The sequence below is a fragment of the Delftia sp. BGA-UO-ETr-SB1 genome, from assembly GCF_059567865.1.
This window is the reverse complement of sequence record NZ_JCAQOW010000005.1, coordinates 1,677,089-1,701,739: the sequence shown is the minus strand read 5'-3', so window position 1 is coordinate 1,701,739 and position 24,651 is coordinate 1,677,089. Positions and strand designations below refer to the sequence as shown.

General features: G+C 67.9%; 21 protein-coding genes. 7 read left to right on the top strand and 14 right to left on the bottom strand.

The features are described 5' to 3' along the window. Window positions 1-68: 68 nt before the first annotated feature. The 8 genes from AC57B5_RS17870 to def all read right to left on the bottom strand — a co-directional run bounded on the left by AC57B5_RS17870 (window position 69) and on the right by def (window position 5,972). The gene (locus AC57B5_RS17870) at window positions 69-668 is read right to left on the bottom strand and encodes a FlgO family outer membrane protein (RefSeq protein ID WP_012202758.1); all 600 of its coding nucleotides are present in this window, start codon (window positions 666-668) and stop codon (window positions 69-71) included. Next, on the bottom strand, window positions 665-1,204 hold the full coding sequence (locus tag AC57B5_RS17865) for a hypothetical protein (protein ID WP_012202759.1): 540 nt from the start codon (window positions 1,202-1,204) through the stop codon (window positions 665-667). Before AC57B5_RS17865 ends, AC57B5_RS17870 begins: the two co-directional genes overlap by 4 nt. A 119-nt stretch (window positions 1,205-1,323) precedes the next feature. Then, the gene (locus AC57B5_RS17860) at window positions 1,324-2,517 is read right to left on the bottom strand and encodes a phosphoglycerate kinase (RefSeq protein ID WP_043783159.1); all 1,194 of its coding nucleotides are present in this window, start codon (window positions 2,515-2,517) and stop codon (window positions 1,324-1,326) included. Between the two features lie 192 nt (window positions 2,518-2,709). Continuing rightward, window positions 2,710-3,045 carry an AzlD domain-containing protein gene (locus AC57B5_RS17855; protein ID WP_012202761.1) on the bottom strand — a complete coding sequence of 112 codons (336 nt, stop codon included), beginning with the start codon at window positions 3,043-3,045 and terminating at the stop codon, window positions 2,710-2,712. Beyond that, window positions 3,045-3,908 carry an AzlC family ABC transporter permease gene (locus AC57B5_RS17850; RefSeq protein WP_492906007.1) on the bottom strand — a complete coding sequence of 288 codons (864 nt, stop codon included), beginning with the start codon at window positions 3,906-3,908 and terminating at the stop codon, window positions 3,045-3,047. The genes AC57B5_RS17855 and AC57B5_RS17850 overlap by 1 nt, the downstream gene beginning before the upstream one ends. After that, on the bottom strand, window positions 3,905-4,888 hold the full coding sequence (gene fmt, locus AC57B5_RS17845) for a methionyl-tRNA formyltransferase (RefSeq protein WP_496400031.1): 984 nt from the start codon (window positions 4,886-4,888) through the stop codon (window positions 3,905-3,907). Before fmt ends, AC57B5_RS17850 begins: the two co-directional genes overlap by 4 nt. Window positions 4,889-4,923: 35 nt before the next feature. Further along, window positions 4,924-5,463 carry a hypothetical protein gene (locus tag AC57B5_RS17840; RefSeq protein WP_063327534.1) on the bottom strand — a complete coding sequence of 180 codons (540 nt, stop codon included), beginning with the start codon at window positions 5,461-5,463 and terminating at the stop codon, window positions 4,924-4,926. After that, entirely contained in the window at window positions 5,460-5,972 is a 513-nt protein-coding gene (gene def, locus AC57B5_RS17835) for a peptide deformylase (RefSeq protein WP_012202765.1), read from the bottom strand. Before def ends, AC57B5_RS17840 begins: the two co-directional genes overlap by 4 nt. A gap of 199 nt (window positions 5,973-6,171) precedes the next feature. Here def and AC57B5_RS17830 point away from each other — a divergent pair, with 199 nt between their 5' ends. Next, complete coding sequence (locus AC57B5_RS17830; RefSeq protein ID WP_063327532.1) at window positions 6,172-7,377, top strand: LysM peptidoglycan-binding domain-containing protein; 1,206 nt, start codon at window positions 6,172-6,174, stop codon at window positions 7,375-7,377. Window positions 7,378-7,402: 25 nt separating this feature from the next. After that, window positions 7,403-8,620, top strand: coding sequence for a DNA-processing protein DprA (gene dprA, locus AC57B5_RS17825; protein WP_496400030.1), 1,218 nt, complete (start codon window positions 7,403-7,405; stop codon window positions 8,618-8,620). A gap of 144 nt (window positions 8,621-8,764) precedes the next feature. Here dprA and AC57B5_RS17820 read toward each other — a convergent pair whose 3' ends face one another. The 5 genes from AC57B5_RS17820 to AC57B5_RS17800 all read right to left on the bottom strand — a co-directional run bounded on the left by AC57B5_RS17820 (window position 8,765) and on the right by AC57B5_RS17800 (window position 18,424). Next, a complete protein-coding gene (locus tag AC57B5_RS17820; RefSeq protein WP_496400029.1) occupies window positions 8,765-11,158 on the bottom strand; it encodes a DUF1631 family protein in 2,394 nt (797 codons plus the stop codon). A gap of 39 nt (window positions 11,159-11,197) precedes the next feature. Further along, on the bottom strand, window positions 11,198-12,148 hold the full coding sequence (secF, locus tag AC57B5_RS17815) for a protein translocase subunit SecF (RefSeq protein WP_012202769.1): 951 nt from the start codon (window positions 12,146-12,148) through the stop codon (window positions 11,198-11,200). A 13-nt stretch (window positions 12,149-12,161) separates the two neighbouring features. Then, on the bottom strand, window positions 12,162-14,084 hold the full coding sequence (gene secD, locus AC57B5_RS17810; protein WP_043825337.1) for a protein translocase subunit SecD: 1,923 nt from the start codon (window positions 14,082-14,084) through the stop codon (window positions 12,162-12,164). 91 nt (window positions 14,085-14,175) lie between these two features. Continuing rightward, the gene (gene yajC, locus AC57B5_RS17805) at window positions 14,176-14,511 is read right to left on the bottom strand and encodes a preprotein translocase subunit YajC (protein ID WP_012202771.1); all 336 of its coding nucleotides are present in this window, start codon (window positions 14,509-14,511) and stop codon (window positions 14,176-14,178) included. A gap of 331 nt (window positions 14,512-14,842) precedes the next feature. After that, window positions 14,843-18,424 (bottom strand): indolepyruvate ferredoxin oxidoreductase family protein, encoded by a 3,582-nt coding sequence (locus tag AC57B5_RS17800; protein WP_496400028.1) that lies wholly within the window; start codon window positions 18,422-18,424, stop codon window positions 14,843-14,845. Between the two features lie 188 nt (window positions 18,425-18,612). Here AC57B5_RS17800 and AC57B5_RS17795 point away from each other — a divergent pair, with 188 nt between their 5' ends. Next, complete coding sequence (locus AC57B5_RS17795; protein WP_071954106.1) at window positions 18,613-19,116, top strand: Lrp/AsnC family transcriptional regulator; 504 nt, start codon at window positions 18,613-18,615, stop codon at window positions 19,114-19,116. A 161-nt stretch (window positions 19,117-19,277) separates the two neighbouring features. Continuing rightward, window positions 19,278-21,038 (top strand): MFS transporter, encoded by a 1,761-nt coding sequence (locus tag AC57B5_RS17790; RefSeq protein WP_063327528.1) that lies wholly within the window; start codon window positions 19,278-19,280, stop codon window positions 21,036-21,038. 21 nt (window positions 21,039-21,059) lie between these two features. On the opposite strand, the gene mltA is transcribed toward AC57B5_RS17790, so the two are convergent. Beyond that, window positions 21,060-22,244 (bottom strand): murein transglycosylase A, encoded by a 1,185-nt coding sequence (gene mltA / locus AC57B5_RS17785; RefSeq protein ID WP_034389752.1) that lies wholly within the window; start codon window positions 22,242-22,244, stop codon window positions 21,060-21,062. Here mltA and AC57B5_RS17780 point away from each other — a divergent pair. The 3 genes from AC57B5_RS17780 (at window position 22,243) to AC57B5_RS17770 (ending at window position 24,650) form a co-directional block, all read left to right on the top strand. Next, window positions 22,243-22,413 (top strand): hypothetical protein, encoded by a 171-nt coding sequence (locus AC57B5_RS17780; protein WP_016449371.1) that lies wholly within the window; start codon window positions 22,243-22,245, stop codon window positions 22,411-22,413. The genes mltA and AC57B5_RS17780 overlap by 2 nt on opposite strands. 146 nt (window positions 22,414-22,559) lie before the next feature. Continuing rightward, on the top strand, window positions 22,560-23,270 hold the full coding sequence (locus AC57B5_RS17775; RefSeq protein WP_017404061.1) for a YiaD family glycine zipper/OmpA-like lipoprotein: 711 nt from the start codon (window positions 22,560-22,562) through the stop codon (window positions 23,268-23,270). Between the two features lie 105 nt (window positions 23,271-23,375). Next, entirely contained in the window at window positions 23,376-24,650 is a 1,275-nt protein-coding gene (locus AC57B5_RS17770) for an amino acid deaminase (protein WP_496400027.1), read from the top strand. Window position 24,651 lies beyond the last annotated feature (1 nt).

The window sequence follows — 24,651 nt, the reverse complement described above, 5'->3', positions numbered from 1 at the left end:
GCAGGCGAAGGTCGGGAGAAGAAGACGCAGCCTGACTGCGCACACGGGCGCAGTCAGGCCGCAGGGCCTCAGCGTTGCGCCGTGGCCGGGGCGCCCAGCAGGCGCTGGATGTCGATGTTGTTGGGCAGCGCGTAGTCGTGGCTGCGCACGATGCGGCTGTCGTCGGTGCGAACCAGCTTCAGGCTCACATAGGTGTACTTGGCAGCCGCCGAGTACGTGCCCACCAGGACCAGGGCCGCATTGTGGTTGCGGGCGATGTCCTTGATCTCGCGCGACAGCAGCAGCTCGCCCGTGCCTTCCTTGACGTACACATCGCCGCGCAGCTTCAGCTCCTTGACGTTGTAGCCCTTGGCGGACAGCTGGGAGGCGTACAGCTCGCTGAGCGTGCGGCCCAGGGGGGCAGAGCGCGTCAGGTCGTTGACGTTGACCACGGTGGCCACGAGCACGGGCGCCTCGCCCAGTTCCTCGGTGTTCAGGCCCTTGACCAGCTCGTCCACGGCAGCGCGGCTGCTGGCGATGAAGGGGTTGGCTGCGGCCGACTGGTAGGTGGGCTCGCCGCGGCGCGCGGCCGACGATTCGGGCGTGGTCGCGGGAGCGGGCACGGCGCAGGCGGACAGCAGGGCCGCCGCAGCCAGCGCGGCAGGCAGGAGGGGCGTGCGCAGCGTCATTGGCCCACCACCTTCAGGTTCTTGGCGGGGAATTCGGGGCGCTCGTCCTCGGCCGTGAACAGCACGGCGTCGCTCTTTTCGAGGTAATAGACGTCGGTCTTGCGCGCCAGGTACTGGTTGTTGCGCACCACCGTCGTCGTCAGCACGAGTTCGGGGTTGGGCAGGCGCTTGCCGTGGCGCACGACCTGGGCGCCGTAGCTCACCTGCAGCTGGGCCTGGGCCGGCTGCTGCATGACGGTCACGCCGCTTTGCACGAGCTTGGTGATGATCAGCTCACGAAAGCCCTTGTCGAACTGGCTGGGCTCGGCCGGCAGGGCCACGTGGACCGGCGTGGTGCGCTCGATGCCGGTCTTTTGCAGTGTTTCCAGCGTCTTGGCGACGACATCGTTGGCCACGGAGTCCCAGTGGCCGGCAGCGCCGATCTTGGGCTGGGCCGTGGCTTCGAAGTAGCTGGTCATCGGTGCATTGACGCAGCCCGCCAGGGCCAGGCAGAGGCCCGCCAGGGCCAGGCCGCCAGCGGATTTGAACGATCGCATGGATTTCTCCTCGGTGCGGAGCGCGCTGCGGCGGATTGCTGCAGCTGCGCAAAGTGTCGATTGTGGCTTCGCCGCGAGGCACTGACAAGAAAGTGCCCCGTATCCGGATGTTGCCGTGCTCAGCCGTTGGCGCGCTTTTGCAGGATCTCGAAGGCAGGCAGGGTCTTGCCTTCCAGCACCTCCAGGAAGGCACCGCCGCCCGTGGAGATGTAGCCGACCTTGTCCTCGATGCCGTACTTGGCGATGGCGGCCAGGGTGTCGCCGCCACCGGCGATGCTGAAGGCGTCGGACTCGGCAATCGCCTGGGCCACGACCTTGGTGCCGTTGGCGAACTGGTCGAACTCGAACACGCCCATGGGGCCGTTCCAGACGATGGTGCCGGCCTTGCGCAGTTGCTCGGCCAGGCGGGCGGCGGTCTCGGGGCCGATGTCCAGGATCATGTCGTCGTCAGCCACTTCGGTGGCCTTCTTGACGGTGGCGGGCGCGTCGGCCGCAAAGGTCTTGGAGACCACCACGTCGGTGGGAATCGGCACCTCGGCGCCGCGTGCGGCCATGGCGTCGATCACGGCGCGGGCCTCGCCGACCAGATCGGCCTCGGCCAGGCTCTTGCCGATGTTCAGGCCCGCGGCCAGCATGAAGGTGTTGGCAATGCCGCCGCCCACGATGAGCTGGTCCACGTTCTTGGCCAGCGACTGCAGGATGGTCAGCTTGGTCGACACCTTGGAGCCGGCCACGATGGCGGCCAGCGGGCGGCGCGGGTTGGCCAGGGCCTTGGTGATGGCGTCGATCTCGGCCGACAGCAGGGGGCCCGCGCAGGCAATGGGCGCGAACTGGGCGATGCCGTAGGTCGTGCCTTCGGCGCGGTGGGCAGTGCCGAAGGCGTCGTGCACGAAGATGTCGCACAGCGCGGCCAGCTTGCGGGCCAGTTCTTCCTTGTTCTTCTTCTCGCCCACGTTCACGCGGCAGTTCTCCAGCAGCACGACCTGGCCGGGCGCCACCTGCACGCCGTCCACCCAGTCGGCGACCAGCGGCACTTCGCGGCCCAGCAGCTCGCCCAGGCGGCGGGCGACGGGCGCCAGCGAATCGGCGGGCTTGAACTCGCCTTCGGTGGGGCGGCCCAGGTGGCTGGTCACCATCACGGCGGCGCCGGCCTTCAGCGCCATCTCGATGGCGGGCACGGAGGCGCGCACGCGCGTGTCCTCGGTGATCTCGCCGGCATCGTTCAGGGGCACGTTGAGGTCGGCGCGGATGAAGACGCGCTGGCCCTGGGCCTTGCCCTGGGCGCACAGATCGGAGAAACGGAGAATGTTCATGACGGCGGCGTTGCGATCGGTGGCGATCGCCATGGAATTGAAACGAAAAAGAGGTAAAGCGCGGCCATTGTAGGCGGCGTGCCCGCCCCGGCAGCGGGCGTGCGCACCGGCGATCCGGGGCATCGGGAGCGCCTGTAATCCGGTTTCAGCCGGGGAGCCGGGCGCTCTCGGCCGCTCTCGCCCGCGCTGCGCCTACCAGCCCAGGCCGATATGCAGTGGCAGATAGACCGCCATGCCGAGCGCGATCGTGCCCATGATGCTGCGCTTGTAAAAAAAATACATGACCGCGCAAGCCAGGGCCGGCAGGCGCGCATCGACCACGGTGGAGATCAGCCGGCCGTTGGTCATCACGATCTCGGGCGCAATCACGGCCGCCAGGGCCGCCAGCGGCGCGTACTTGAGGCCGCGCTTGAGCCATTGAGGCAGGGGCACCTCGCGCTCGGGAATCAGGAAGAAGGCGCGTGTGAACAGCGTGATGGCCGCCAGGCCCACGCAGGCCAGCCAGGGCCACAGCCAGGACAGATCCATCAGAGCGTTTCCTTTTCCTTGGTTTGCACGGGCCGGGCTTCTTCGTCCAGCGGCAGCCGGGCATGGCGCTCGCCATGGGCTGTATCGGGCGGGAGAATCACCGGGCCCGGCTCCCCTTTTTCAGGCGCCTGCAGGGCGCGCAGGCGCTGCTGCAGCGTTTCTGCCAGCAGGCCTGCGGCCACGGCTGCCGCGATGGCCACGAGGATATTGAGCTTGAGCGGCAGCGCAAAGGCCGCCACGGCCGCGCTGGCCGCAACCACGCCTGCCACCCAGGTGGCCCGGTCGTTGAGCATGGACAGCAGCACGCCCATCAGGGCCAGCACGCCCGCAAAGCCCAGTCCCCAGGACAGGGGCACCTGGTCGGCCAGCAGGATGCCCAGCGTGGACGGGATCTGCCAGGCCAGCCAGTTGGTCGAGGCGGCACCCCAGAAATAGGGCAACTGCTCGGGCTGGGGCCGGGCATCGGGGTAGCGCTTCATGAAGCCCACGAAGATCACGTCGCCGCTGAAATAGGCGATGGCCAGGCGGTGGCGCAGGCGCAGGTGGGCAAAGTAGCTGCGCCACATGCTGCTGAGGATGACGAAGCGCAGGTTCACGCAGATGGCCGTGAACCAGACCACCCACATGGGCGCGCCCACGGCCATCAACGGCAGCACGGCCAGCTGGGCACTGCCGGCATAGACCAGCAGGCCCATGAACAGCGCCAGGGGCAGGGACATGCCGCTCTTGATCATGGCCACGCCCGTGACCAGGCCCCAGGCGCCTATGCCCAGCGCCGTGCCCGACATGTCGCGCACGCCGGTCATGAAGGCGGGATCGCGCGCAATGCCGCGTGCGCGCTCCACCAGGGGCTGCAGGTTCATGGCGTGCCGCCGCTGGCAGCACCGTCCAGAACGGCTCCTTCAGGCAGATCGAAGCCGCGCAGGAAATCGCCCGCCGCCAGCCGCTTGCCGCCCGCGCGCTGCAGCAGCGTCATGCACAGCACGCCATGGCCGCAGGCCACGCGCACGCCGTCGGCGCCTGCGGACAGCACGGTGCCCGGGGCTGCCGTCGTCACGGCGATGGCGGGGTCGGCGTGAGCCTCCCAGACCTTGATGGCTTCATCGCCGTACTGCGTGGCGCCGCCCGGGAAGGGGTTGAAGGCGCGCAGGCGCCGGGCAATGGCCTCGGCATCCTGGCGCCAGTCGATCTGGCTTTCGGCCTTTTCGATCTTGTGCGCGTAGTTCACGCCCTCGGCGGGCTGGGGCGTGCGCGGCAGGCCGCCGCAGGCGCTCATCTCCAGCGCCTCGACGATGAGGCGCCCGCCCAGGTCGGCCAGCTTGTCGTGCAGGCTGGCCGTGGTGTCGTCGGCGGTGATGGGCAGGCGCTCGACCAGGCACATGTCGCCCGTGTCCAGGCCCGCGTCCATCTGCATGATGGTGACGCCGGTCTCGGCATCGCCGGCCTCGATGGCACGGTGGATGGGGGCGGCGCCGCGCCAGCGCGGCAGCAGGCTGGCGTGGATGTTCAGGCAGCCGCGCGGGGGCGTATCGAGCACCCACTGCGGCAGGATCAGCCCGTAGGCGGCCACGACCATGACATCGGCCTGGGCCGCTTCAATGGCGGCGCGGGCGGCGGCGGCCTCTTCGGGGTATTTGCCGTCCAGGCGCAGGCTGCGCGGCTGGGCCACGGCAATGCCATGCTCCAGAGCGCACTGCTTGACGGGAGAGGCCTGCAGCTTCATGCCGCGCCCGGCGGGACGGTCGGGCTGGGTCAGCACCAGGGGGACGGTAAAGCCCGCGGCGAGCAGGCGTTCAAGGGCAACGCGCGCGAACTCGGGCGTGCCGGCAAAAATGACTCTCATGCAATCCAGTAGGGACAGTGGGACGGTGTGCCGGCTCAACGACGGTCGTCGTCGTTGAACACTTCGTCGGTGAACATCACGCGGCGCACCACGCCGGCGGGGTCGATATGCACATGGGCCTGGCGGCGAATGCCATTTTCCAGAATACGGTAGGTCCAGATGTCGCCGTTGAAACTGTAGACCCTCTCGATCAGCGCAGGCGGGCCGAAGAGCTGGCGCACGCTTTCCCGGGTGTCCTCGCCATTGCGCAGGGCGTGGAAGCGTTCGATGGTGAGCGCCTGCTCCACGCGCACCAGGCGCTGGCTGGCGTCGAAATCCATGTGGTAGACCTGCTGGCCCGCAGGCTGCCGGCTGTAGACCAGGCGCGTGCCGCCACCGTCCAGCGGCAGGCTCAGGGTCGGGCGGCCCATGGAGCGCTCGATCTCGGAGCGCGGCGTGCCGGGCTTTTGCCACTCGGGCACGGCGCAGCCGGCAAGCAGCAGGGACAAGGCCAGGGCAAGCAGCGCCCAGGCAACGAGGCCCGCGCCGTCCATCTTCCAGCGCGGCATGAAGCGAAGCGCTGGCAGGTGGGTCATGCGCGTTCTGCCTGTTTCTGCTGCTTGAGCAGCTTGGTCTTGATGCGGTTGCGCTTGAGCGGCGACAGGTACTCGACGAAGACCTTGCCCATCAGGTGGTCCATCTCGTGCTGGATGCAGATGGCCTTGAAGCCTTCGGCCTCGATGATGCGTTCGTTGCCGTTCTCGTCCAGGGCCTTGACCTTGATGGCGGTGGAGCGCTCGACGCCGTCGTAGATGCCGGGCACCGACAGGCAGCCTTCTTCGCCCAGCTGCGTTTCCTCGCTGGCCCAGAGCAGTTCCGGGTTGATCAGCGCAAAGGGCTCGTCACGGCCTTCGGAGACATCGACCACGACCACGCGCTCGTGCACGTTCACCTGGGTGGCTGCCAGGCCCACGCCCTGGGCGTCATACATGGTGGCGTACATATCCTGGACCAGCTGGCGAATGCGGTCATCGACCTTGGCAACCGGCTTGGCGACGGTGTGCAGGCGGGGGTCGGGATAGCAAAGAATGGGCAGAATGGACATGGCGTGGTCGGTGAATGTCGTTATTTTCGCCACTTTTCTGCCTGGGCGCAGCGGGACGACGCAATAAGCGTTGCCCTCTCATGGCCTTGCACGCAGAATCTTTGCTGATTTGTAAGACCTGTATGGCCGTTCATGACAAGATCGGCCGTGCCGCAGTGCCTAGGAGGGACGCTGCGTCAGCCACAAGAAGAGGAATTCCATGACTGCATTCGCCACAGCTCGTACCTGGACTGTCGCAACGGCCCTGATCGCTGCGTTCGCAGCGGCCCACGCGCAGCAGCTTCCGGTGACGGCATCGCAGCGCTCGGCCGCCCAGCAGGTGGCCCAGCAGGGCGTTCCCGTGGGCGAGCTGGCGCCCGACGCGCCCGACAGCTACACCGTCAAGCGCGGCGACACGCTGTGGGGCATCTCCGGCATGTACCTGCGCCGTCCCTGGCGCTGGCCCGAGCTGTGGGGCATGAACATGCAGGCCATCGCCAATCCCCACCTCATCTATCCGGGCCAGGTGCTGTACCTGGACAAGCGTGATGGCTATGCCCGCCTGAGCACGGCGCGTCCCATGGGCGACGGTGGCGAGCCCGGTGTGGTGCGCGTGTCTCCGAGCACGCGCAGCGAGTCGCTGGCGCAGGCGGCCCTGCCCACGCTGCAGCCCCATCTGATCGAGCCCTTCCTGGCCGAGCCGCTGGTGGTGGATGCCGAAACGCTGCTGCGCGCACCCCGCCTCATCGCCACCACGGACGAGCGCGTGCTCATGGCCAGCGGTGACCGCGCCTATGCACGCGGCACGGCCGAGGCGCCGCTGCGCAAGGGCGACGGCCTGCCGCGCCAGTACCGTGTCTTCCGCGATGCGGTGGCGCTCAAGGACCCCATCTCCGGCGAGGTGCTGGGCTACGAGGCCAAGTACCTGGGCCTGGCCGATCTCATCGAGGGCGAGACCTCGCTGGAGATCGTGGACAGCAAGGGCGAAAAGCACGAGCAGGCCTCTCCCGCCACGGTGGACCTGTCGCGCGCCAAGACCGAGATGCGTGCTGGCGACCGCCTGCTGCCCGCACCGGAACGAACCTACATGAACTATGCGCCGCATGCGCCGCAGGCTGCCGTGAAGGCCCATGTGGTGTCGCTGTACGGCGACCAGGCCGTGCGCTGGGCGGCCAACAACCAGGTCATTGCCATCAACAAGGGCACGCAGGACGGCATGGACGTGGGCACGGTGCTGGAGCTGAGCCGCCGTGGCGCGCGTATCGTGGACAAGACGGGCGACAAGAAGGAGCAGGTGCAGCTGCCCGATGAACGCAATGGCCATGCCATGGTGTTCCGCACCTTCGATCGCGTCTCCTACGCGCTGATCCTGGAGGCGCGGCGCGGCGTCGAGGTGGGCGACAGCCTGACCTCGCCGGCTCCCTGAGCCCCAGCGGCCTGCCGGCAACGCCATGGCGGCCGCCTTGCAGTCCACCGACCGGCTCGCTCCCGAGGAGCTGTCCGCCTGGCTTCGGCTGCTGCTGACGCCCGGCGTGGGCCGCACCACGGCGCGGCGCCTGCTGGCGGCCTGCGGTGGCGCGCAGAACATCTGGAGCGGCGCTCCAGCCGCCTGGCACGGCCTGGTGACGGCGGCACAGGCCCATTCGCTGCAGACCGTGCCCCAGCGTCTGGAGCAGCTTGTGGCGGCCACGGTGCAATGGCTGGACCAGCCCGCTTCCGGGCAGTTGCATGCCGTGCTTGCGCTGGGCCATCCCCAGTATCCGCAGGCGCTGCTGCAGACCGAAGATCCGCCGCTGCTGCTGCATGTGCAGGGCAGCGAGCGCTGCATGACAGGCTCTGGTCCCTGGTTCCCCTATCCACAGTCCCTGGCCATGGTCGGCAGCCGCGGGCCGACGGTCCAGGGCGCGGCCAATGCGCGTGCCATGGCGCAGGCGCTGGCCGAGGCCGGCCTGTGCATCGTCTCCGGACTGGCGCAGGGCGTGGATGGCGCTGCCCATGAGGGCGCACTGCGCGCGGTGCTGCGCACGGGCGCCCAGGCGGCGCCCGTCACCATTGCCGTCGTGGGCACGGGCCTGGACCAGGTCTATCCACGGCGCCACATCGGCCTGGCCCGCGAAGTGGCCAGCCATGGGCTGATCGTCAGCGAGTATCCGCTGGGCACCGGTCCCATGGCCGCGCACTTTCCGCAGCGCAACCGCATCATTGCGGGCCTGTCCCAGGGCACGCTGGTGGTCGAGGCGGCCCTGCAATCGGGCTCGCTGATCACGGCCAGGCTGGCCAGCGAACAGGGCCGCGAGGTCTTTGCCATTCCCGGCTCCATCCACGCGCCCCAGTCGCGCGGCTGCCATGCGCTGCTGCGCCAGGGCGCCAAGCTCGTGGAAACGGCGCAGGACGTGCTCGATGAGCTGCAGGGAACGGCCGTGCGCCTGCCGATTGCCAAGCCCGTACCGGCAGCAGCGGCGGCAGCGGCAGCTGTCCAGTCCGCACAGGCCCATGAGAACGACGCCACCCTGCGCGCCCTGGCCCACGACCCGCTGTCGCTGGACGAGCTCATGGACCGCACAGGCATGGATGCCGCAGCCCTGCAGGCCCACCTGCTGGGGCTGGAACTGGAAGGCCGCGTGGAGCGCCTGCCCGGTGGCCTGTTCCAGCGCCTGGCCCAGGCCTGAGCTCAAAAACTGGCGCGTCCCCAAGCGGGAGATGCCGAGCAAGAGCCGCCTCGCGGTGGGGGCGCCTAGCCGATGGCATCGTCCCCCTCCCCCGCGAAGCGGGTAGAGAGGCGCCGTGCCACGGGGGGGAAGGCGCGTAGCGCCTCAGGGGGAGCTTAGCCTTTCAGGGTTCGCCTGAATCTTCTCCAGCGCATCGCGCGTCGCGCGCACGGTGAGCGCCTCTTCGTCATGCACGGACAGCAGGCCGGACTGCAGGTAGGAGGCCATGCGCCGCAGCTGCAGCAGGTGGCAGGTGCCATCGAGCGCGGCGAACAGGTGCAGCTGCTTGCGGCGGCTGCGCCAGGTGTATTGCACCTGGATGCGCGCGCCGTTGTGGTCCAGCGTGAACCAGCGGCCCGGCTCCAGCGAGGTGGCCCACTCCAGCATCACCGGGTCCACGGGGGTGTTGGTGCTCGGGATGACGTTGAGCCCGGCCGTGTCCACGCCCAGGATCATCTCGATGTTCTCGGGCGACAGCGGCATGTCCTCGTCGAGCATGCCGTCTTCGCTGATGTACTGCTCCAGATGGGACAGTCGCTGGGCCATGGCCTCGATGCGGGCCGGTGCGATGGTCGCTGTCTTGGAGACGAAGGCTTCGGCCAGCGTGTCGGTGACCAGCTTGATGCGTGCGGACTGCACCTCGCCCGTGACGCCGATCAGGGCCAGCCCTTCGCGCAGCGTCTGCAGCAGCGTCGGCAACGTCTGGATCACGCGCGAGCGTTCCTGGCGCGTGGGCTTGGCGCTGGCGGCCCAGACCAGTTCGCTGGCGGCCTGCTTGAAGCGCATGGTGCGCGCGTCCTTGGCGCCGTGGCGCACGGCGGCCAGTGCCAGCACCTCGGTCCAGGTCTTGAACAGGAACTCGCGGATCTCTTCGCGCACCGGCATGTCGGTGAGCAGGTGGCGCAGCTCGATCGTGTACTGGATGGCCAAGGTTTCCTTTTGCTCCACCTGCTGGGCCACGCTGACGATCTTGGCCTTGTCCTGCGACTGGGTCAGGTAGCGCGCCAGGAAGTCCTCGAACTCGCGCAGCACCAGCACGAAGACCTTCTGGCCGGTCTCCGGGTACTGCTCGATGACCTGGACGATGCGCCGGATCTCCGACTCCAGCGCGCTGCCGCTGATGCTGGAGGCGTCGAACCCCATCACGCACGAACCCAGGCGGTCGATCAGCAGCCGGGCCGGGTGGCGCAGATTGCTGAAGAATTCCGGCTCGGCCAGGGCCACGCGCAGCACGGGCACCTGCAGCCGGGCAAACCAGACGCGCACCGAGGGCGGGATGCGGTCCTCGGTCAGGATGGCCTGGAACATCAGGGCCACGATCTCGATGGTGGCCTTTTCACCCGAGGTGGTGGCCTTGCGCTTGAGCTCGGCCGAGCGCTCGCGCACCTGGCCCACCAACTGGCCGATGGCGGCCGGGCTGGCATCGATTTGCAGCGTGGTCAGTCCCCGGGCCAGCATCTGCTGGTACTGCGTCTGGGCCACGACGCGCTGCTCCAGCAGGGCCTGGGTCAGCGCGGCCGATGCGGGGGCCTGCTGCAGGCCACCGCCCACGCCGCCCACGCCGGGCACCAGGCCCGGCACGCCCACGCCCGGCTGCATGAGCAGGCGGCGCAGTTGGCCCACGACTTCATGGGCGCGGTGGCGTGCGCGCGAAAGTGTTGTCAGGCCCACGGGCATCTGTCCCTGGGGCAGTGCTCCGTTGGGCGGATAGGAGGCGGCAGCGCCCGGCACGCCACCCATCTGCGTGGGCGCATAGGCCGAGGAAGGCTGCGAGGTCGAGGCAGGCGCCGTGGCCGGGCCCAGGCCCATGGCGCGCGTGGAGTGGCCGCCCTCGGTGCGCCGCACCCGCATGGCCACGTCCTGCGAACGGGTGACGCCCTGGCCGTCCAGCAGCTGGTGGGCCGCCTGGTATCCGGCCACCAGCAGCGGTGCCAGGGCTGTCTGCAGCAGATCGATCACGCGCTGCAGATCGCCGCGCTGCAGGCCGCTGGCGAGCCATTGCTCGACCAGATGGCGGCACACGGACTCGCTGCGCAGAATGTCGTCGGATGGCAGTTCCTGGTTTTCGATGGCCTGCATGCGCAGGCGCAGCGTATCGAAGACGGGTGCCGTGGTTTCCCCCATGGCCAGCGCCATGCGGGAGGCCAGGATCTTGTTCTCCACCACATCGTCGCTGAGCAGTTCGAACTGCAGCGCCCCGCGCTGTGGCACGGAGGCCGGTGTGGCCCTGCCCGGCTGCAGTGCGCCCTGCAGCGCCTGCATGCAGGCATTCAGCCAGGCCGCCTGATGCTGGCGGTAGCTGGACCAGGCCTCGCGACGCTCCTGCATTTCACGTGCGGTGCCCACAGCCTGGGCCTGTTGTTCCATCTGGGCCAGCAGCTGATGGGCCACGCCGGGCAGGCCCTTGCACAGTCCACGCACCCAATGCAAACGCGCCTGCTGGCCCAGTGAAGACTGGGTGCCAGCAGGCGCGTTGGAAGGGGTGGGCAGGGAGGGCATGCCCGCGAGTGTAAGCCGGTCTGGAGCTAGAACATTCGCTTACACAGTGGCGCCGGCGTTGGGATCGTTGGGGTCCGTGGAAGCCTTGGGCGCCTTGATCAGATCCTCGCGCTTGACGCCCAGCCACATGGCGATGGCGGCGGCCACGAAGACCGAGGAATAGATGCCGAAAAGGATGCCGATGGTCAGCGCCAGCGCGAAGTAATGCAGGCTGGGACCGCCGAAGAAGAACATGGACAGCACCATGGCCTCGGTGGAGGCGTGGGTGATGATGGTGCGGCTCATCGTGCTGGTGATGGCGTGGTCGATCACCTCGGTGGTGCTGAGCTTGCGGAACTTGCGGAAGGCTTCGCGGATACGGTCGAAGATCACGACCGACTCGTTGACCGAGTAGCCCAGCACAGCCAGCACGCCGGCCAGCACGGACAGCGAGAACTCCCACTGGAAGAACGCGAAGAAGCCCAGGATGATGACCACGTCGTGCAGGTTGGCGATCACGGCGGCCACGCCGAACTTCCATTCGAAGCGCATGGCCAGGTAGATCACGATGCCCAGCACCACGAAGCCCAGTGCCATCAGGCCGTTGTGCATGAGCTCGTCACCCACCTGCGGGCCCACGAACTCGGTGCGGCGCAGCGTGACTTCGGCGTCTTCCTTCTTGAGCGCCGTGAGCACCTGCTCGCTTTGCTGCGCGGAGGACACGTCCTTTTGCACGGGCAGGCGGATCATCACGTCGCGCGACGTGCCGAAGTTCTGCACCGTGACGTCGCTGTAGCCCAGCTTGGAGACGGTATCGCGCACCTTGGCGATGTCGGCGGTCTGGGTATAGGCCACCTCCATCACGGTGCCGCCCGTGAACTCCACGGACAGGTGCAGGCCGCGCGTGAGCAGGAAGAACACGGCCAGCGCGAAGGTGATGAAGGAGATCGCATTGAGGACCAACGCGTACTTCATGAAGGGGATGTCTTTGCGGATGCGGAAGAACTCCATGGTCTTCCCCCTTTCAGTTGTTGGCGCCGGAATCGGCGACGCTGGAACCCTTGGCAGCCACGGAGCGCAGCTGGCTGGTGTCTTCCGGCTTCCAGACCTGGCCGATGGAGATGCTCTTGAGCTTCTTGCGGCGGCCGTACCAGAGGTTGACCAGGCCGCGCGAGAAGAACACGGCCGAGAACATGCTGGTCAGGATGCCGATGCAGTGCACCACGGCGAAGCCGCGCACCGGGCCGGAGCCGAAGGCCAGCAGCGCCAGGCCCGCGATCAGCGTGGTCACGTTCGAGTCCAGGATGGTGTGCCATGCGTTCTCGTAGCCCGCATGGATGGCGGCCTGCGGCGAGACGCCGCCGCGCAGTTCCTCGCGAATGCGCTCGTTGATCAGCACGTTGGAGTCGATGGCCACGCCCAGCGCCAGCGCCATGGCGGCGATGCCGGGCAGGGTTAGCGTGGCCTGCAGCATGGACAGGATGGCCAGCAGCAGCAGCACGTTGACCGACAGGGCCACCGTGGAGATCACGCCGAACAGCATGTAGTACACGCACATGAAGGCCGCGATGGCCACCAGGCCCCAGACCACGGAGTGGATGCCGCGGTTGATGTTGTCGGCGCCCAGGCTGGGGCCGATGGTGTATTCCTCGATGATCTCCATGGGCGCGGCCAGCGAGCCGGCGCGCAGCAGCAGGGCCGTGTCGTTGGCTTCCGCCGTGGTCATGCGGCCCGAGATCTGCACGCGTCCGCCACCGATCTCGGTGCGGATCACGGGAGCCGTCACGACCTCGCCCTTGCCCTTTTCGAACAGGATGATGGCCATGCGCTTGCCCACGTTCTCACGCGTGATGTCCTTGAAGATGCGCGCGCCCTTGGCATCGAGCACCAGGTTGACCGTGGGTTCCTGGGTCTGGCTGTCGAAGCCGGGCTGTGCGTCGGTGAGGTTCTCGCCGGTCAGCACGACCTGCTTTTGCACGATCACAGCCTGGGCGTTGCGGTCCAGGTAGCGCTCGGAGCCGAAGGGCACGGGGCCCGAGCCCAGCTCGGCGCCGCGCGCCTCGGAGGACTCGTCGACCAGGCGCACTTCCAGCGTGGCCGTGCGGCCCAGGATGTCCTTGGCCTTGGCCGTGTCCTGCACGCCGGGCAACTGGACGATGATGCGGTCCAGACCCTGCTGCTGGATCACGGGCTCGGCCACGCCCAGCTCGTTGATCCGGTTGTGCAGGGTGACGATGTTCTGCTTGAGCGCCTGCTCCTGCACCTTGCGCAGGGCTTCGGGCTTGATGGAGGCCAGCAGCTTGAAGCCGGCGCCATCAGGCTCGGAGGTGGCCGCCAGATCGGGGAACTGGTCGGTGACCAGATTGCGTGCGGCCGTGAGCATGGCCTCGTCGCGCACGCGGATCTCGACGGTGTTGCCGTTGCGCGAGACGCCGCCGTGGCGGATGTTCTTGTCGCGCAGCGAGGTGCGCAGGTCGCCGGCAAAGGAGTCGGCCTTCTTGGTCAGGGCCGCAGCCATGTCCACCTGCAGCATGAAGTGCACGCCACCGCGCAGGTCCAGGCCCAGGTACATGGGCTTGGCGCCGACGGCCGTGAGCCATTGCGGCGACCGCGACACCAGGTTCAGCGCCACGATGTAGGCCGGGTCGTTGGCATCGGGGATCAGGGCCTTCTGGATCACGTCCTTGGCCTTGAGCTGCTCGTCGGGCGTGTTGAAGCGCGCCCGCACCGAGGTGCCCTCGATGGTCAGCACATCGGGCTTGACATCGGCGGCCTTCAAGGCCTCCTCGACCCTGTGCAGCACCGCGTTGTCCACCTTGATGGTGGCCTTGGCCGAGGAGACCTGCACGGCAGGCGCCTCACCGAAAAAATTGGGCAGGGTGTAGAGCACCCCCACCAGCAGCGCGATCACGATGATCGCGTACTTCCAGACCGGATATCGGTTCATGATCGCGCTCTTCGCTCTTTGTAGACAGCAACGCACAAAAGGGTGTGCTGCCGCCTGCGCGGTCCGCACACCCGCAAGACAGGGACAGCGCTTACTTCAGCGTGTCCTTGGGCAGCACCTGTACGACGGCGCTGCGCTGGATCTGGACTTCCACACCCGAGGCGATCTCGATGTGCAGGAATTGCTCGGACATGCGTGTCACGCGGCCGATGATGCCGCCGGACGTTGCCACTTCGTCGCCCTTGGCCAGCGCCTCGATCATGGAGCGGTGCTCCTTCTGGCGCTTCATCTGGGGGCGGATCATCACGAAGTACAGCACCACGAACATCAGTGCCAGCGGTGCCATGCCGTACAGCTGCGACATGAAGTCGCCACCGGAGGCTGCTGCTGCGGGTGCGGTCTGGGCAAAAGCGGAAGAAATAAACACGGGCAAGACTCCAGGATTGGAAGGTCGAAAAAGGGTCGCTGCGCACGCCGTATGCACGGGCCCGCGCAGGAGAACGGAGCATTGTATGCGTCAGCCCTGACCCACATGGGCTGCCAGGATCTGGCGGCTGCGGGTTTTTCGGCGACGATGGCTGCAACTGGCTGCCATCTGCCGTTTTTAAAGGGGTGGAGCGCGGTTTTTCGTGATTTTTGCGCCCGGCTTGACGGTCCATGGAACGGCCCCTGACGGAGCCGCGCCGCCCACACCTTGCGGTGCGGGCGGCGGCAGCGATCTTACAGGAGGCCCCTGGAGCAGGGCGGTCCGTGTGGTTTCAGGCGACGCCGACGGCGGGCTTGCCCGTGCTGCCGGCACCCCGTGACGGTGCGCTCCAGCGTGCCATCAGCGCCTTCCACTTGATGCGGGCCGCTGCCAGGTTGCGCTCCTTGACATGGCCGTAGCCGCGGATGTCCTCGGGAATGCTGGCGATCTCCACGGCCAGCGCCAGGCGCTCGGGCGTGAGTTCGGCCAGCAGGCCTTCGATGCACTGGCGGTATTCCTGGATCAGGGCGCGCTCGGTGCGGCGTTCCTGCGTGCGGCCGAAGGGGTCCAGCGCCGTGCCGCGCAGGCCCTTCATCTTCGCCAGCACTTCCATGGCCTTGCGCATCCAGGGACCGTAGGACTTCTTGACCAGATGGCCGTGCTCGTCCTTGCCGGCCGACGACGGCGGCGCCAGGTGGTGGACCACGCGGTAGTCGCCCTCGAACATGCCGGCGATGCGCTGGCTGAAGGCCGCATCGGTGTGCAGGCGCGCGACCTCGTACTCATCCTTGTAGGCCATGAGCTTGAACAGATAGCGGGCCACGGCCTCCGACAGGCGCGTGCCGGAGCCCGCCACGCCGCGCTCGGCGGCATGGACCTTGTCCACGAAGGCCTGGTACTCGGCTGCATAGGCGGCGTTCTGGTAGCCCGTGAGGAAGTCCACACGCTTGGCCACCATCTCGGTCAGCGAGGGCTTCTTGACGAACTGGATCACCTGGGCCGTCTGGAACAGTGCGCGCACGGCGGCCAGGTCATGGGCGCAGCGGCGGCCCCACTCGAAGGCGGCCTTGTTGTTGTCGGCCTGCACGCCGTTGAGTTCGATGGCGCGCATCAGCGCCGCATGCGACAGCGGAACGCGGCCCTTTTGCCAGGCGTAGCCCAGGATCAGCGGGTTGGTGTAGATGCTGTCGCCCAGCAGTTGCACGGCCACCTGCTCGGCGTCGAAGCTGCCCAGCAGCTCGGGTCCCACGGCCTGGGCCAGTGCGCTGGCGCAGCGGTCGTCCGGTGCCTGCCAGTCAGGGTTGGTGACGAAGGCTGCCGTGGGCGAGCCGTGGCTGTTGAGCGCCACGAAGGTGCGGCCCGGCTGCATCACGGACATGGTGGTCGGCGTGGCCGTGACGATGGGGTCGCAGCCGATCACCAGGTCGGCCTTGGCCATGTCCACCTTGGTGGTGTAGATGGCCTCGGGACGGTTGGCGATCTGGATGTGGCTCCAGGTGGAGCCGCCCTTTTGCGCCAGGCCGGCCGCATCCTGGGTGATCACGCCCTTGCCCTCCAGGTGGGCGGCCATGCCCAGCAGCGAGCCGATGGTGATCACGCCCGTGCCGCCGACGCCGGCCACCACGATGCCCCAGGCCTGCTCGGCCACCGGCAGCACGGGCTCCGGGATGGCGGGCAGCATGGACAGGTCGCCCTTCTTCTCCTTCTTGGGCTTCTTGAGCTGGCCGCCTTCGATGGTGACGAAGCTGGGGCAAAAGCCCTTCACGCAGGAGTAGTCCTTGTTGCAGGTGTTCTGGTTGATGCGGCGCTTGCGGCCGAACTCGGTCTCCACCGGCTCGACCGACAGGCAGTTGGACTGCACCGAGCAGTCGCCGCAGCCTTCGCAGACCAATTCGTTGATGACCACGGTCTTGTCGGGCGTGGCCAGCGTGCCGCGTTTGCGGCGGCGGCGCTTTTCGGTGGCGCAGGTCTGGTCGTAGATGATGGCCGTGCAGCCCTTGAGGGTGCGGAACTCGCGCTGGATGCGGTCCAGCTCGTCGCGGTGGTGCACGGTCACGCCCTCGGCCAGCGCCACGCCGTCGTACTTGGCGGGTTCGTCGGTGACGATGACCAGTTTGGCCACGCCTTCGGACTTGAGGCTGTTCATGATCTGCAGCACCGAGTGGCCCTCGGGCCGCTCGCCCACGCGCTGGCCGCCCGTCATGGCCACGGCGTCGTTGTACAGCAGCTTGTAGGTGATGTTCACGCCGGCCGCGATGCTCTGGCGTATCGCCAGCAGGCCGCTGTGGAAGTAGGTGCCGTCGCCCAGGTTGGCGAAGACATGGGCGTCCTTGGTGAAGGGCGCCTGGCCCACCCAGGTCACGCCCTCGCCACCCATCTGCGTGAAGGTGCTGGTGGAGCGGTCCATCCACACCGTCATGTAGTGGCAGCCGATGCCGGCCACGGCGCGGCTGCCCTCGGGCACGCGGGTGCTGGTGTTGTGCGGGCAGCCGCTGCAAAACCATGGCACGCGGTCGCCCGTGGGCTGGCTCTGGGCCACCTTGAGCGCGGCCTCGCGGGCGTCCAGCACGGCAATGCGCTCGTGCATGCGCTGGGCGATGTGTTCGGGCACGCCGATCTTGGTCAGGCGCTGGACGATGGCGCGCGCGATGAGGGCCGGCGTCAGGTCCGCATTGGGGCGCAGCAGCCAGTCCTGGCTGGGATTGGGCACCGACCATTCGCCGCCGTGCTCATCGCTGAACTTGCCGACCACGTTGGGCCGCACGTCGGAGCGCCAGTTGTACAGCTCTTCCTTGATCTGGTATTCGATGACCTGGCGCTTTTCCTCCACCACCAGGATTTCCTGCAGGCCGCGCGCGAAGTCGCGCGTGATGGTGGCCTCCAGCGGCCAGACCACGTTGACCTTGTGCACGCGTATGCCCAGCTGGCGGCAGGTGTCGTCGTCCAGGCCCAGGTCGGCCAGGGCCTGGCGCATGTCGTTGTAGGCCTTTCCGCTGGCGATCAGGCCGAAGCGGTCGTTGGGGCCGTCGATCACGTTGTGGTTGAGCCGGTTGGCGCGCACATAGGCCAGGGCCGCATACCACTTGTAGTTCATCAGCCGCTGCTCCTGCTCCAGCGGCGCATCGGGCCAGCGGATGTGCAGGCCGCCGGGCGGCATCTGGAAGTCCTCGGGCAGGATGATGTTCACGCGGTCCGGCTCCACCGACACGCTGGCCGAGGACTCCACCACCTCCTGGATGGTCTTCATGCCCGACCACAGGCCGGAGAAGCGGCTCATGGCAAAGGCGTGCAGCCCCATGTCCAGGATGTCCTGCACATTGCTGGGAAAGAACACCGGCGTGCCGCAGGCCTTGAAGATGTGGTCGCTCTGGTGGGCGGCCGTGCTGCTCTTGCTGATGTGGTCGTCGCCGGCCAGCGCGATCACGCCGCCGTGCTTGGCCGTGCCCGCCATGTTGGCGTGCTTGAACACGTCGGAGCAGCGGTCCACGCCCGGGCCCTTGCCGTACCACAGGCCGAAGACGCCGTCGAACTTCTTGGTCTCGGGATAGAGATCCAGTTGCTGCGTGCCCCAGACGGCCGTGGCGCCCAGCTCTTCATTGACGCCGGGCTGGAAGACGATGTTGTTGGATTCGAGGTGCTTTTTCGCGGCCCATAGCGCCTGGTCATAGCCGCCCAGCGGGGAGCCCCGGTAGCCGCTGATGAAGCCTGCGGTGTTCAGGCCCGCTGCAGCGTCGCGCTGGCGCTGCAGCATGGGCAGGCGCACAAGGGCCTGTACTCCGCTCATGAATGCACGGCCGTGCTGCAGAGCGTATTTGTCGTCGAGAGTGACCGTCTCCAGGGCGCGGCGCACGTCTTCGGGCAGTGGGGCATTCATGGCTTGTCTCCATCGATGGTCGGCGCCCTGTCATGTCCTGCCCGGAACGGGAAAGAGGCATGCACGGCACTCATTGTCTGAACCAAATCGCCTTTTTTCAGTGTATTCGTGCTCGTCTGATAGGTCTTTGCTTTCTTTGCGCTGTTTCAAGTATTCTTGGCAAGAATCTTTCTTGAAAACGGTGTTTTGTGCAAACTTTGGACAAATTCGACATTGCCATCCTCGGCCACCTGCAGGCCGACGCACGCCTGACCAATGCCGAGCTGGCCCAGCGCGTGGGCCTGTCGGCCGCGCCCTGCTGGCGCCGTGTGCGGGCGCTGGAGGAGGCGGGCTTCATCCGCGGCTACCACGCCGACATCGACCGCCACAAGATCGGCCTGGGCGTGCTGGCCTTCGTGCGGCTCGATGCCGTGCGCACGGCCGGCTCGCTGACGCTGGAGATGGAGGACGCCATCCGCAAGCTGCCCGAGGTCGTGACCTGCCACTACATCAGCGGCACCGGCACCTTCGAGCTGCAGGTGGTGGCGCGCGACCTGGACAGCTTTGCGCAGTTCGCGCGCAACACGCTGCTGAACCTGCCCAATGTGAAGGACATGCAGACCAGTTTCTCGCTGGGCGAGATCAAGTCCAGCCATGCGCTGCCGCTGTCCCAGCTGGGCCCCATGGCGGGCAAGGGCCTGCCGGACCAGTAGCCGCAGGCCGGTGGACTGGCCTGTGAAGGTCGCGCCGAAGCGACAGTGTGCTCCTGCAAAAGGAGCAAAAAACGCGTGCCGTGCAAGGCGGTGATCGTGGTTCTTAGTGCAACAACCATTTCTGGCGCCACCCCCGCGTTTGGGCCGAGAATCAGGGGCACATGGCCGCAGAACAAACAACACCAGTCCCCGCCCAGCCGCCTGCCTCTGAATCCGAGCCTTCCACCCCGCCCCCGGCCGAGCCTTCGGGCATGGGGGCGCCGGGCACCCTGATCGAAGACCCGTCAGGCATGACGGCCGCCGACAAGGCGGCTGCCGAGGCCGAAGGCCAGAAGGCGGCCCAGGCCCAGCAGGGCGTCTGGGCGCCGCTGTCCGGCCCCACTTTCCGCATGCTCTGGCTGATCTGGATGGCGGCCAACACCTGCATGTGGATGAACGATGTGGCGGCGGCCTGGCTCATGACCTCGCTGACCACCTCGCCCGTGCTCGTGGCCCTGGTGCAATCGGCCTCCACGCTGCCCGTCTTCCTGCTGGGCCTGCCCAGCGGCGCGCTGGCCGACATCCTGGACCGGCGCCGCTACTTCATCGTCACCCAGTTCTGGGTGGCGGCCGTGGCCCTGGTGCTGTGCCTGTTCGTGCTGTCCGGCCAGATGACGGCGCACTGGCTGCTGGTGCTGACCTTTGCCAACGGCATCGGCCTGGCCATGCGCTGGCCCGTGTTCTCGGCGCTGATCCCCGAACTCGTGCCCAAGCACCACCTGCCCTCGGCCATGGCGCTGAACGCGGTGGCCATGAACGCCTCGCGCATCATCGGCCCGCTGGTGGCCGGTGCCATCATCGCCAGCCTGGGCAGCGCATGGGTGTTCGTGCTGAACGCCGTGCTGTCCATCCTCTCGGGCATCGTGCTGATCCGCTGGAAGCGCCGCCATGTGGCCAACCCGCTGGGCCGCGAGCGCCTGCCCTCGGCCATGCGCGTGGGCCTGCAGTTCGTGCGCGAGTCGCCCCGCATGCATGCGGTGCTGGCGCGCACGGTGTGTTTCTTCCTGCAGTGCACGGCCGTGATGGCCTTGCTGCCCCTGGTGGCCCAGCGCCTGCACGGCCCCACCGAGGGCGGGGGCGGCGCCGAGACCTTCACGCTGCTGCTGGCCTCCATGGGTGCGGGCGCCATCGTGGGCGCCATGTTCCTGCCGCGCCTGCGCCAGGCCATGTCCAAGGAAAGCCTGATCCGGTCGGGCTCTGCCGTGCATGCGCTGGCCACGCTGGCAGTGGCCCTGTCGCCCAATGTCTACATGGCCGTGCCGGCCATGATGCTGGCCGGCATGGCGCTGATCTCCACCGCCAACGTGCTGGGCGTCTCGGCCCAGATGGCCTTGCCCAACTGGGTGCGGGCGCGCGGCATGTCCATCTACCAGATGTCCATCATGGGCGGTACGGCGACAGGCGCCGCGCTCTGGGGACAGGTGGCCAGCATGGTGGGCGTGCGGGGCAGCCTCATGGTGGCCGCCGCCAGCGGCGTGGTCTGCATGCTGCTGGTCCAGCGCCTGGTGCGCGACCGCCAGATCGAGGAGGATTTGAGTCCCTCCAAGGCCTTCCAGCGCCCCGAGGTCAACATCCCCGAAGCCGGCCGCGTGGTCGTCACCATCGAGTACCAGATCGACCCCACCCAGGCCGAGGCCTTCCGCGCCCTCATGCAGGAAAGCCGCCGCAGCCGCATGCGCCAGGGCGCGCTGGGCTGGAGCCTGCTGCACAGCATGAGCCATCCCGAGCGCTATGTGGAGCAGATCATCGACGAGTCCTGGACCGAGCACCTGCGCCGCTTCGACCGCGTCACCGCCGCCGACGTGGCCCTGCGCGACCGCAAGCTGGCCTATCACAAGGGCAAGGAACCGCCGCGCGTCACGAGGTACTTCGATACCCCCTGAGGCGCGCAGCGCCTCAGGGGGCTACCTCAAGTGCGGCGCCTGGCTGGCAAGGCTGCGCGGCCAGAAGGCCCACAGGCGCAGGTTCTGCTTGATGCGGCCGGCCAGGTCGCCGGCTTCGGGGCCCCAGCCCATGAAGTAGTCGGCACGCACGGCGCCGACGATGGCGCTGCCGGTGTCCTGGGCAAAGACCAGGCGGTTCAGGGCCACGGTGGGCCCGGATGTGGACAGCCAGACCGGCGTGCCGTAGGGAATGCTCTGCTTGTCCACGGCGATGGAGCGGCCCGGGGTCAGGGCCACGCCCTGGGCGCCCTTGGGGCCGAATTGCAGGTCCAGGCCTTCCAGCGGCTCCTCGCGGAAGAAGACATAGCGCGGGTTGCTCCACAGCATTTCATTGACGCGGCCGGGGTTGGCGGCCACCCAGGCGCTGATGCCGGGCCAGGTGGCGTCGCGCACCAGTCCCTGGTCCAGCAGCCAGCGGCCCACGCTCTTGTAGGGCTGGTCGTTGGTGCCCGCAAAGGCGACGCGGATCGTGCGTTGCGCACCTGTAGGCTCGGTGATGTTCAGGCGCCCCGATCCCTGGATGTGCAGCACCATCGCATCGACGGGGTCGCGCAGCCAAGCGATGGCGCGGCCTGCCAGGGCCGCCTGGGCCTCGGGCATCGTCTCGATCTGCTGGCGCGAGAACCAGGGCTTGCGGCTGCCGAAGCCGGCGCCGGCCGGCGTCTTGTACAGCGGCACGTTGAAGCCGTCGCCCGGCAGGCGCCGTGCCTCGAACAGCGGCTCGTAGTAGGCGGTCAGCATGCCGTCCGGGCCACCGCCCAGCGCTTCGATGCGGTAGGGCTGCAGATTGGCCATGAGCCAGGCGCGCTGCTCGTCGCCCGTGGCAATGCTCAGCTGGCGCACGTCCCGGCACAGGCCCGCAAAGACCGAGCTGGGCCGTTCGCAGTTCTTGAGCCAGGCATTCCAGGCTTCGTGCAGCGCGTCTTCCTGCAGGCCGGGCAATTCGCTCCAGTCGGCTGCGATCCAGCGGCTTTTGGTGGGGGTGCTGGTGACCAGCGGGGGCCTGGGTGTCACGGTGACCGGGCCTCCCGGCTGCAGGTCGGGCACGGGCGAAGGGTCATAGACCGGCTTGGTGGTGGTCGTGCAGGCGACCAGCGTCCCTACAATCAGCGCCATCGCGGCATGGCGCAGGAGGTGGAAATTCATGGGGTTGATTTTGCTCGAAGCACTGCTGGCCTTGGTGATTCTGGTCGCTATTGTGTGGTGGACCATGTTCTCCGGGCGCCGCAAGGGCGAGTTGCCCGTGGACACGCCACGGGATTCGCATCCGTCTCCAGACAAACCCTCTCCCGGGCAGGATCGCAGCGGCCCGTGACGGCCGTGGAGGCAGCCTCGCGGAGCGGGCGCCGTCCTACGGGTATGCCCTGCCCGCACTGATAGGCTGTGCTCAGCCTGCTTTCCACAATGGGGACCCTGGCGCTACCGCACGGTGCGTTCCCAAGATTCAAAAAGGAGTTTCCCATGCGCAAGCACATCGTTCTGGCCGCCGCAACGGCTGCCGCACTGTTCATCTCCGGCTGCGCGAACATGAGCGACACCCAGCGCCGCACGGCCACGGGCGCTGGCGTGGGCGCTGCAGCCGGCGCCGTGCTGGGCGCGGTCACCGGCGGCAGGGCCGGCACGGGCGCCGTGATCGGTGCCGGCGTGGGTGCACTGGGCACCTACATCTGGTCGCAGAACATGGAAAAGCAAAAGCGCGAGATGGAGCAGGCCACCCAGGGCACCGGCGTGAACGTGAGCCAGACGGCCGACAACCAGCTCAAGCTCGACATTCCCAGCGACATCTCGTTCGATACCAACCGCTCCGACATCAAGGGCAACTTCGCCCCCATCCTGGACCGCTTCGCAGAAGGCCTGCGCAACAACCCCAATGCCGAGGTGCGCATCATCGGCCACACCGACAGCACGGGCTCGGACGCCATCAACAACCCGCTGTCGCTGGACCGCGCCAACAGCACGCGCAACTACCTGACCATGCGCGGCGTCTCGGGCGCTCGCATCGCCACCGAAGGCCGTGGCTCGCACCAGCCCGTGGCTTCCAACGACTCGGCCAGCGGCCGCGCCATGAACCGCCGCGTGGAAATCTTCGTGGGCGAGATCCCGCAGCAACAGCAGCAGCCCCAGTATCAACAGCAGCCGCAGTACCAGCCCCAGTACCAGCAGCCCCGCTGATCCCGGCTCTGGCTCGGATGCAACGCCCCGCAACGCGGGGCGTTTTTGCGTGGGTGGCCACCTGCCTTGCCCTATGCTGGCACCCATCCATCAATGGGGAGTCGTATGAGTGAAGCAAGCACAGCAGGCATGGCCGACGTGGTCAGCCCGCTCGACAAGGGCCTGGGTGCACTGTCGGCGCCCAGCGCGCCGCAGGACGCCGCAGCGCAGGGCTGGAACCTGCTGCGCGAGGATCTGGGCCTGCCGGCCGCCGTGCTCTCGCAGTCGCGCCTGGCGCACAACCTGGCCTGGATGCAGCGCTTTGTGGACGCCTACGGCGCCAAGCTCGCGCCCCACGGCAAGACGACCATGGCGCCCCGCCTGTTCCGCCAGCAGATTGATGCGGGCGCCTGGGGCATCACCTTGGCAACCGCCCAGCAGACACGCGTGGCCCATGCCCACGGCGTGCGCCGCGTGCTCATGGCCAACCAGCTGATCGGACGGCGCAATATGGCCACCGTGGCCGAGCTGCTGGCTGATCCCGGTTTCGAGTTCTTCTGCCTGGTGGACTGCGCCGAGCAGGTCGAGCAACTGGCGGCCTTCTTTGGCGCGGCGGGCCAGTCCGTGCAGGTCCTGATCGAGCTGGGCCCGCCCGGCGGGCGCACGGGTGTGCGCTCCGATGCGCAGATGCAGCCGCTGCTGGACGCGCTGGCAAGGGCTAGCGCGGCCGTGCAACTGGCCGGCATCGAGGTCTACGAAGGCGTGCTCAAGGAAGAGGATGCCATCCGCACCCTGCTGCGGCGAGCCGTTCACTGGCTTGAGCGGCTCGCAAGCGATGGACGATTGCAGCGCAGCCCGGCCGTGCTCACGGGGGCCGGCTCGGCCTGGTACGACGTGGTGGCCCAGGAATTCGGCAAGGCCGATATAGGGGGAGCGCTGGATCTGGTGCTGCGCCCCGGTTGCTATCTCACGCATGACGCGGGCATCTACCAGGCAGCGCAGCGGCGCATCGACCAGACCAATCCCGTGGCGCAGCAGATGCGTGCCAGCCTGCAGCCTGCGCTGCAGGTCTGGGCCTATGTGCAGTCGCTGCCCGAGCCCGGCCGCGCCATCGTGGCGCTGGGCAAGCGCGATACCGCCTTCGAGGCCGTGCCGCCCCGGCCCGCGCTGCGCTACCGCCCCGGTGATGCCGCGCCGGTGGCCGCACCGCCCTATTGGGAGGTCACGGCCATGATGGACCAGCATGCTTTCCTGAAGGTGGCCGAGGACGATGGCCTGCGCGTCGGCGACATGCTGGCCTTCGATATCTCCCACCCCTGCCTGACTTTCGACAAATGGCGGCAGATGGCCGTCGTCAACGATGGCTACGACGTGGTCGACGTGATCGCCACGTATTTCTGAG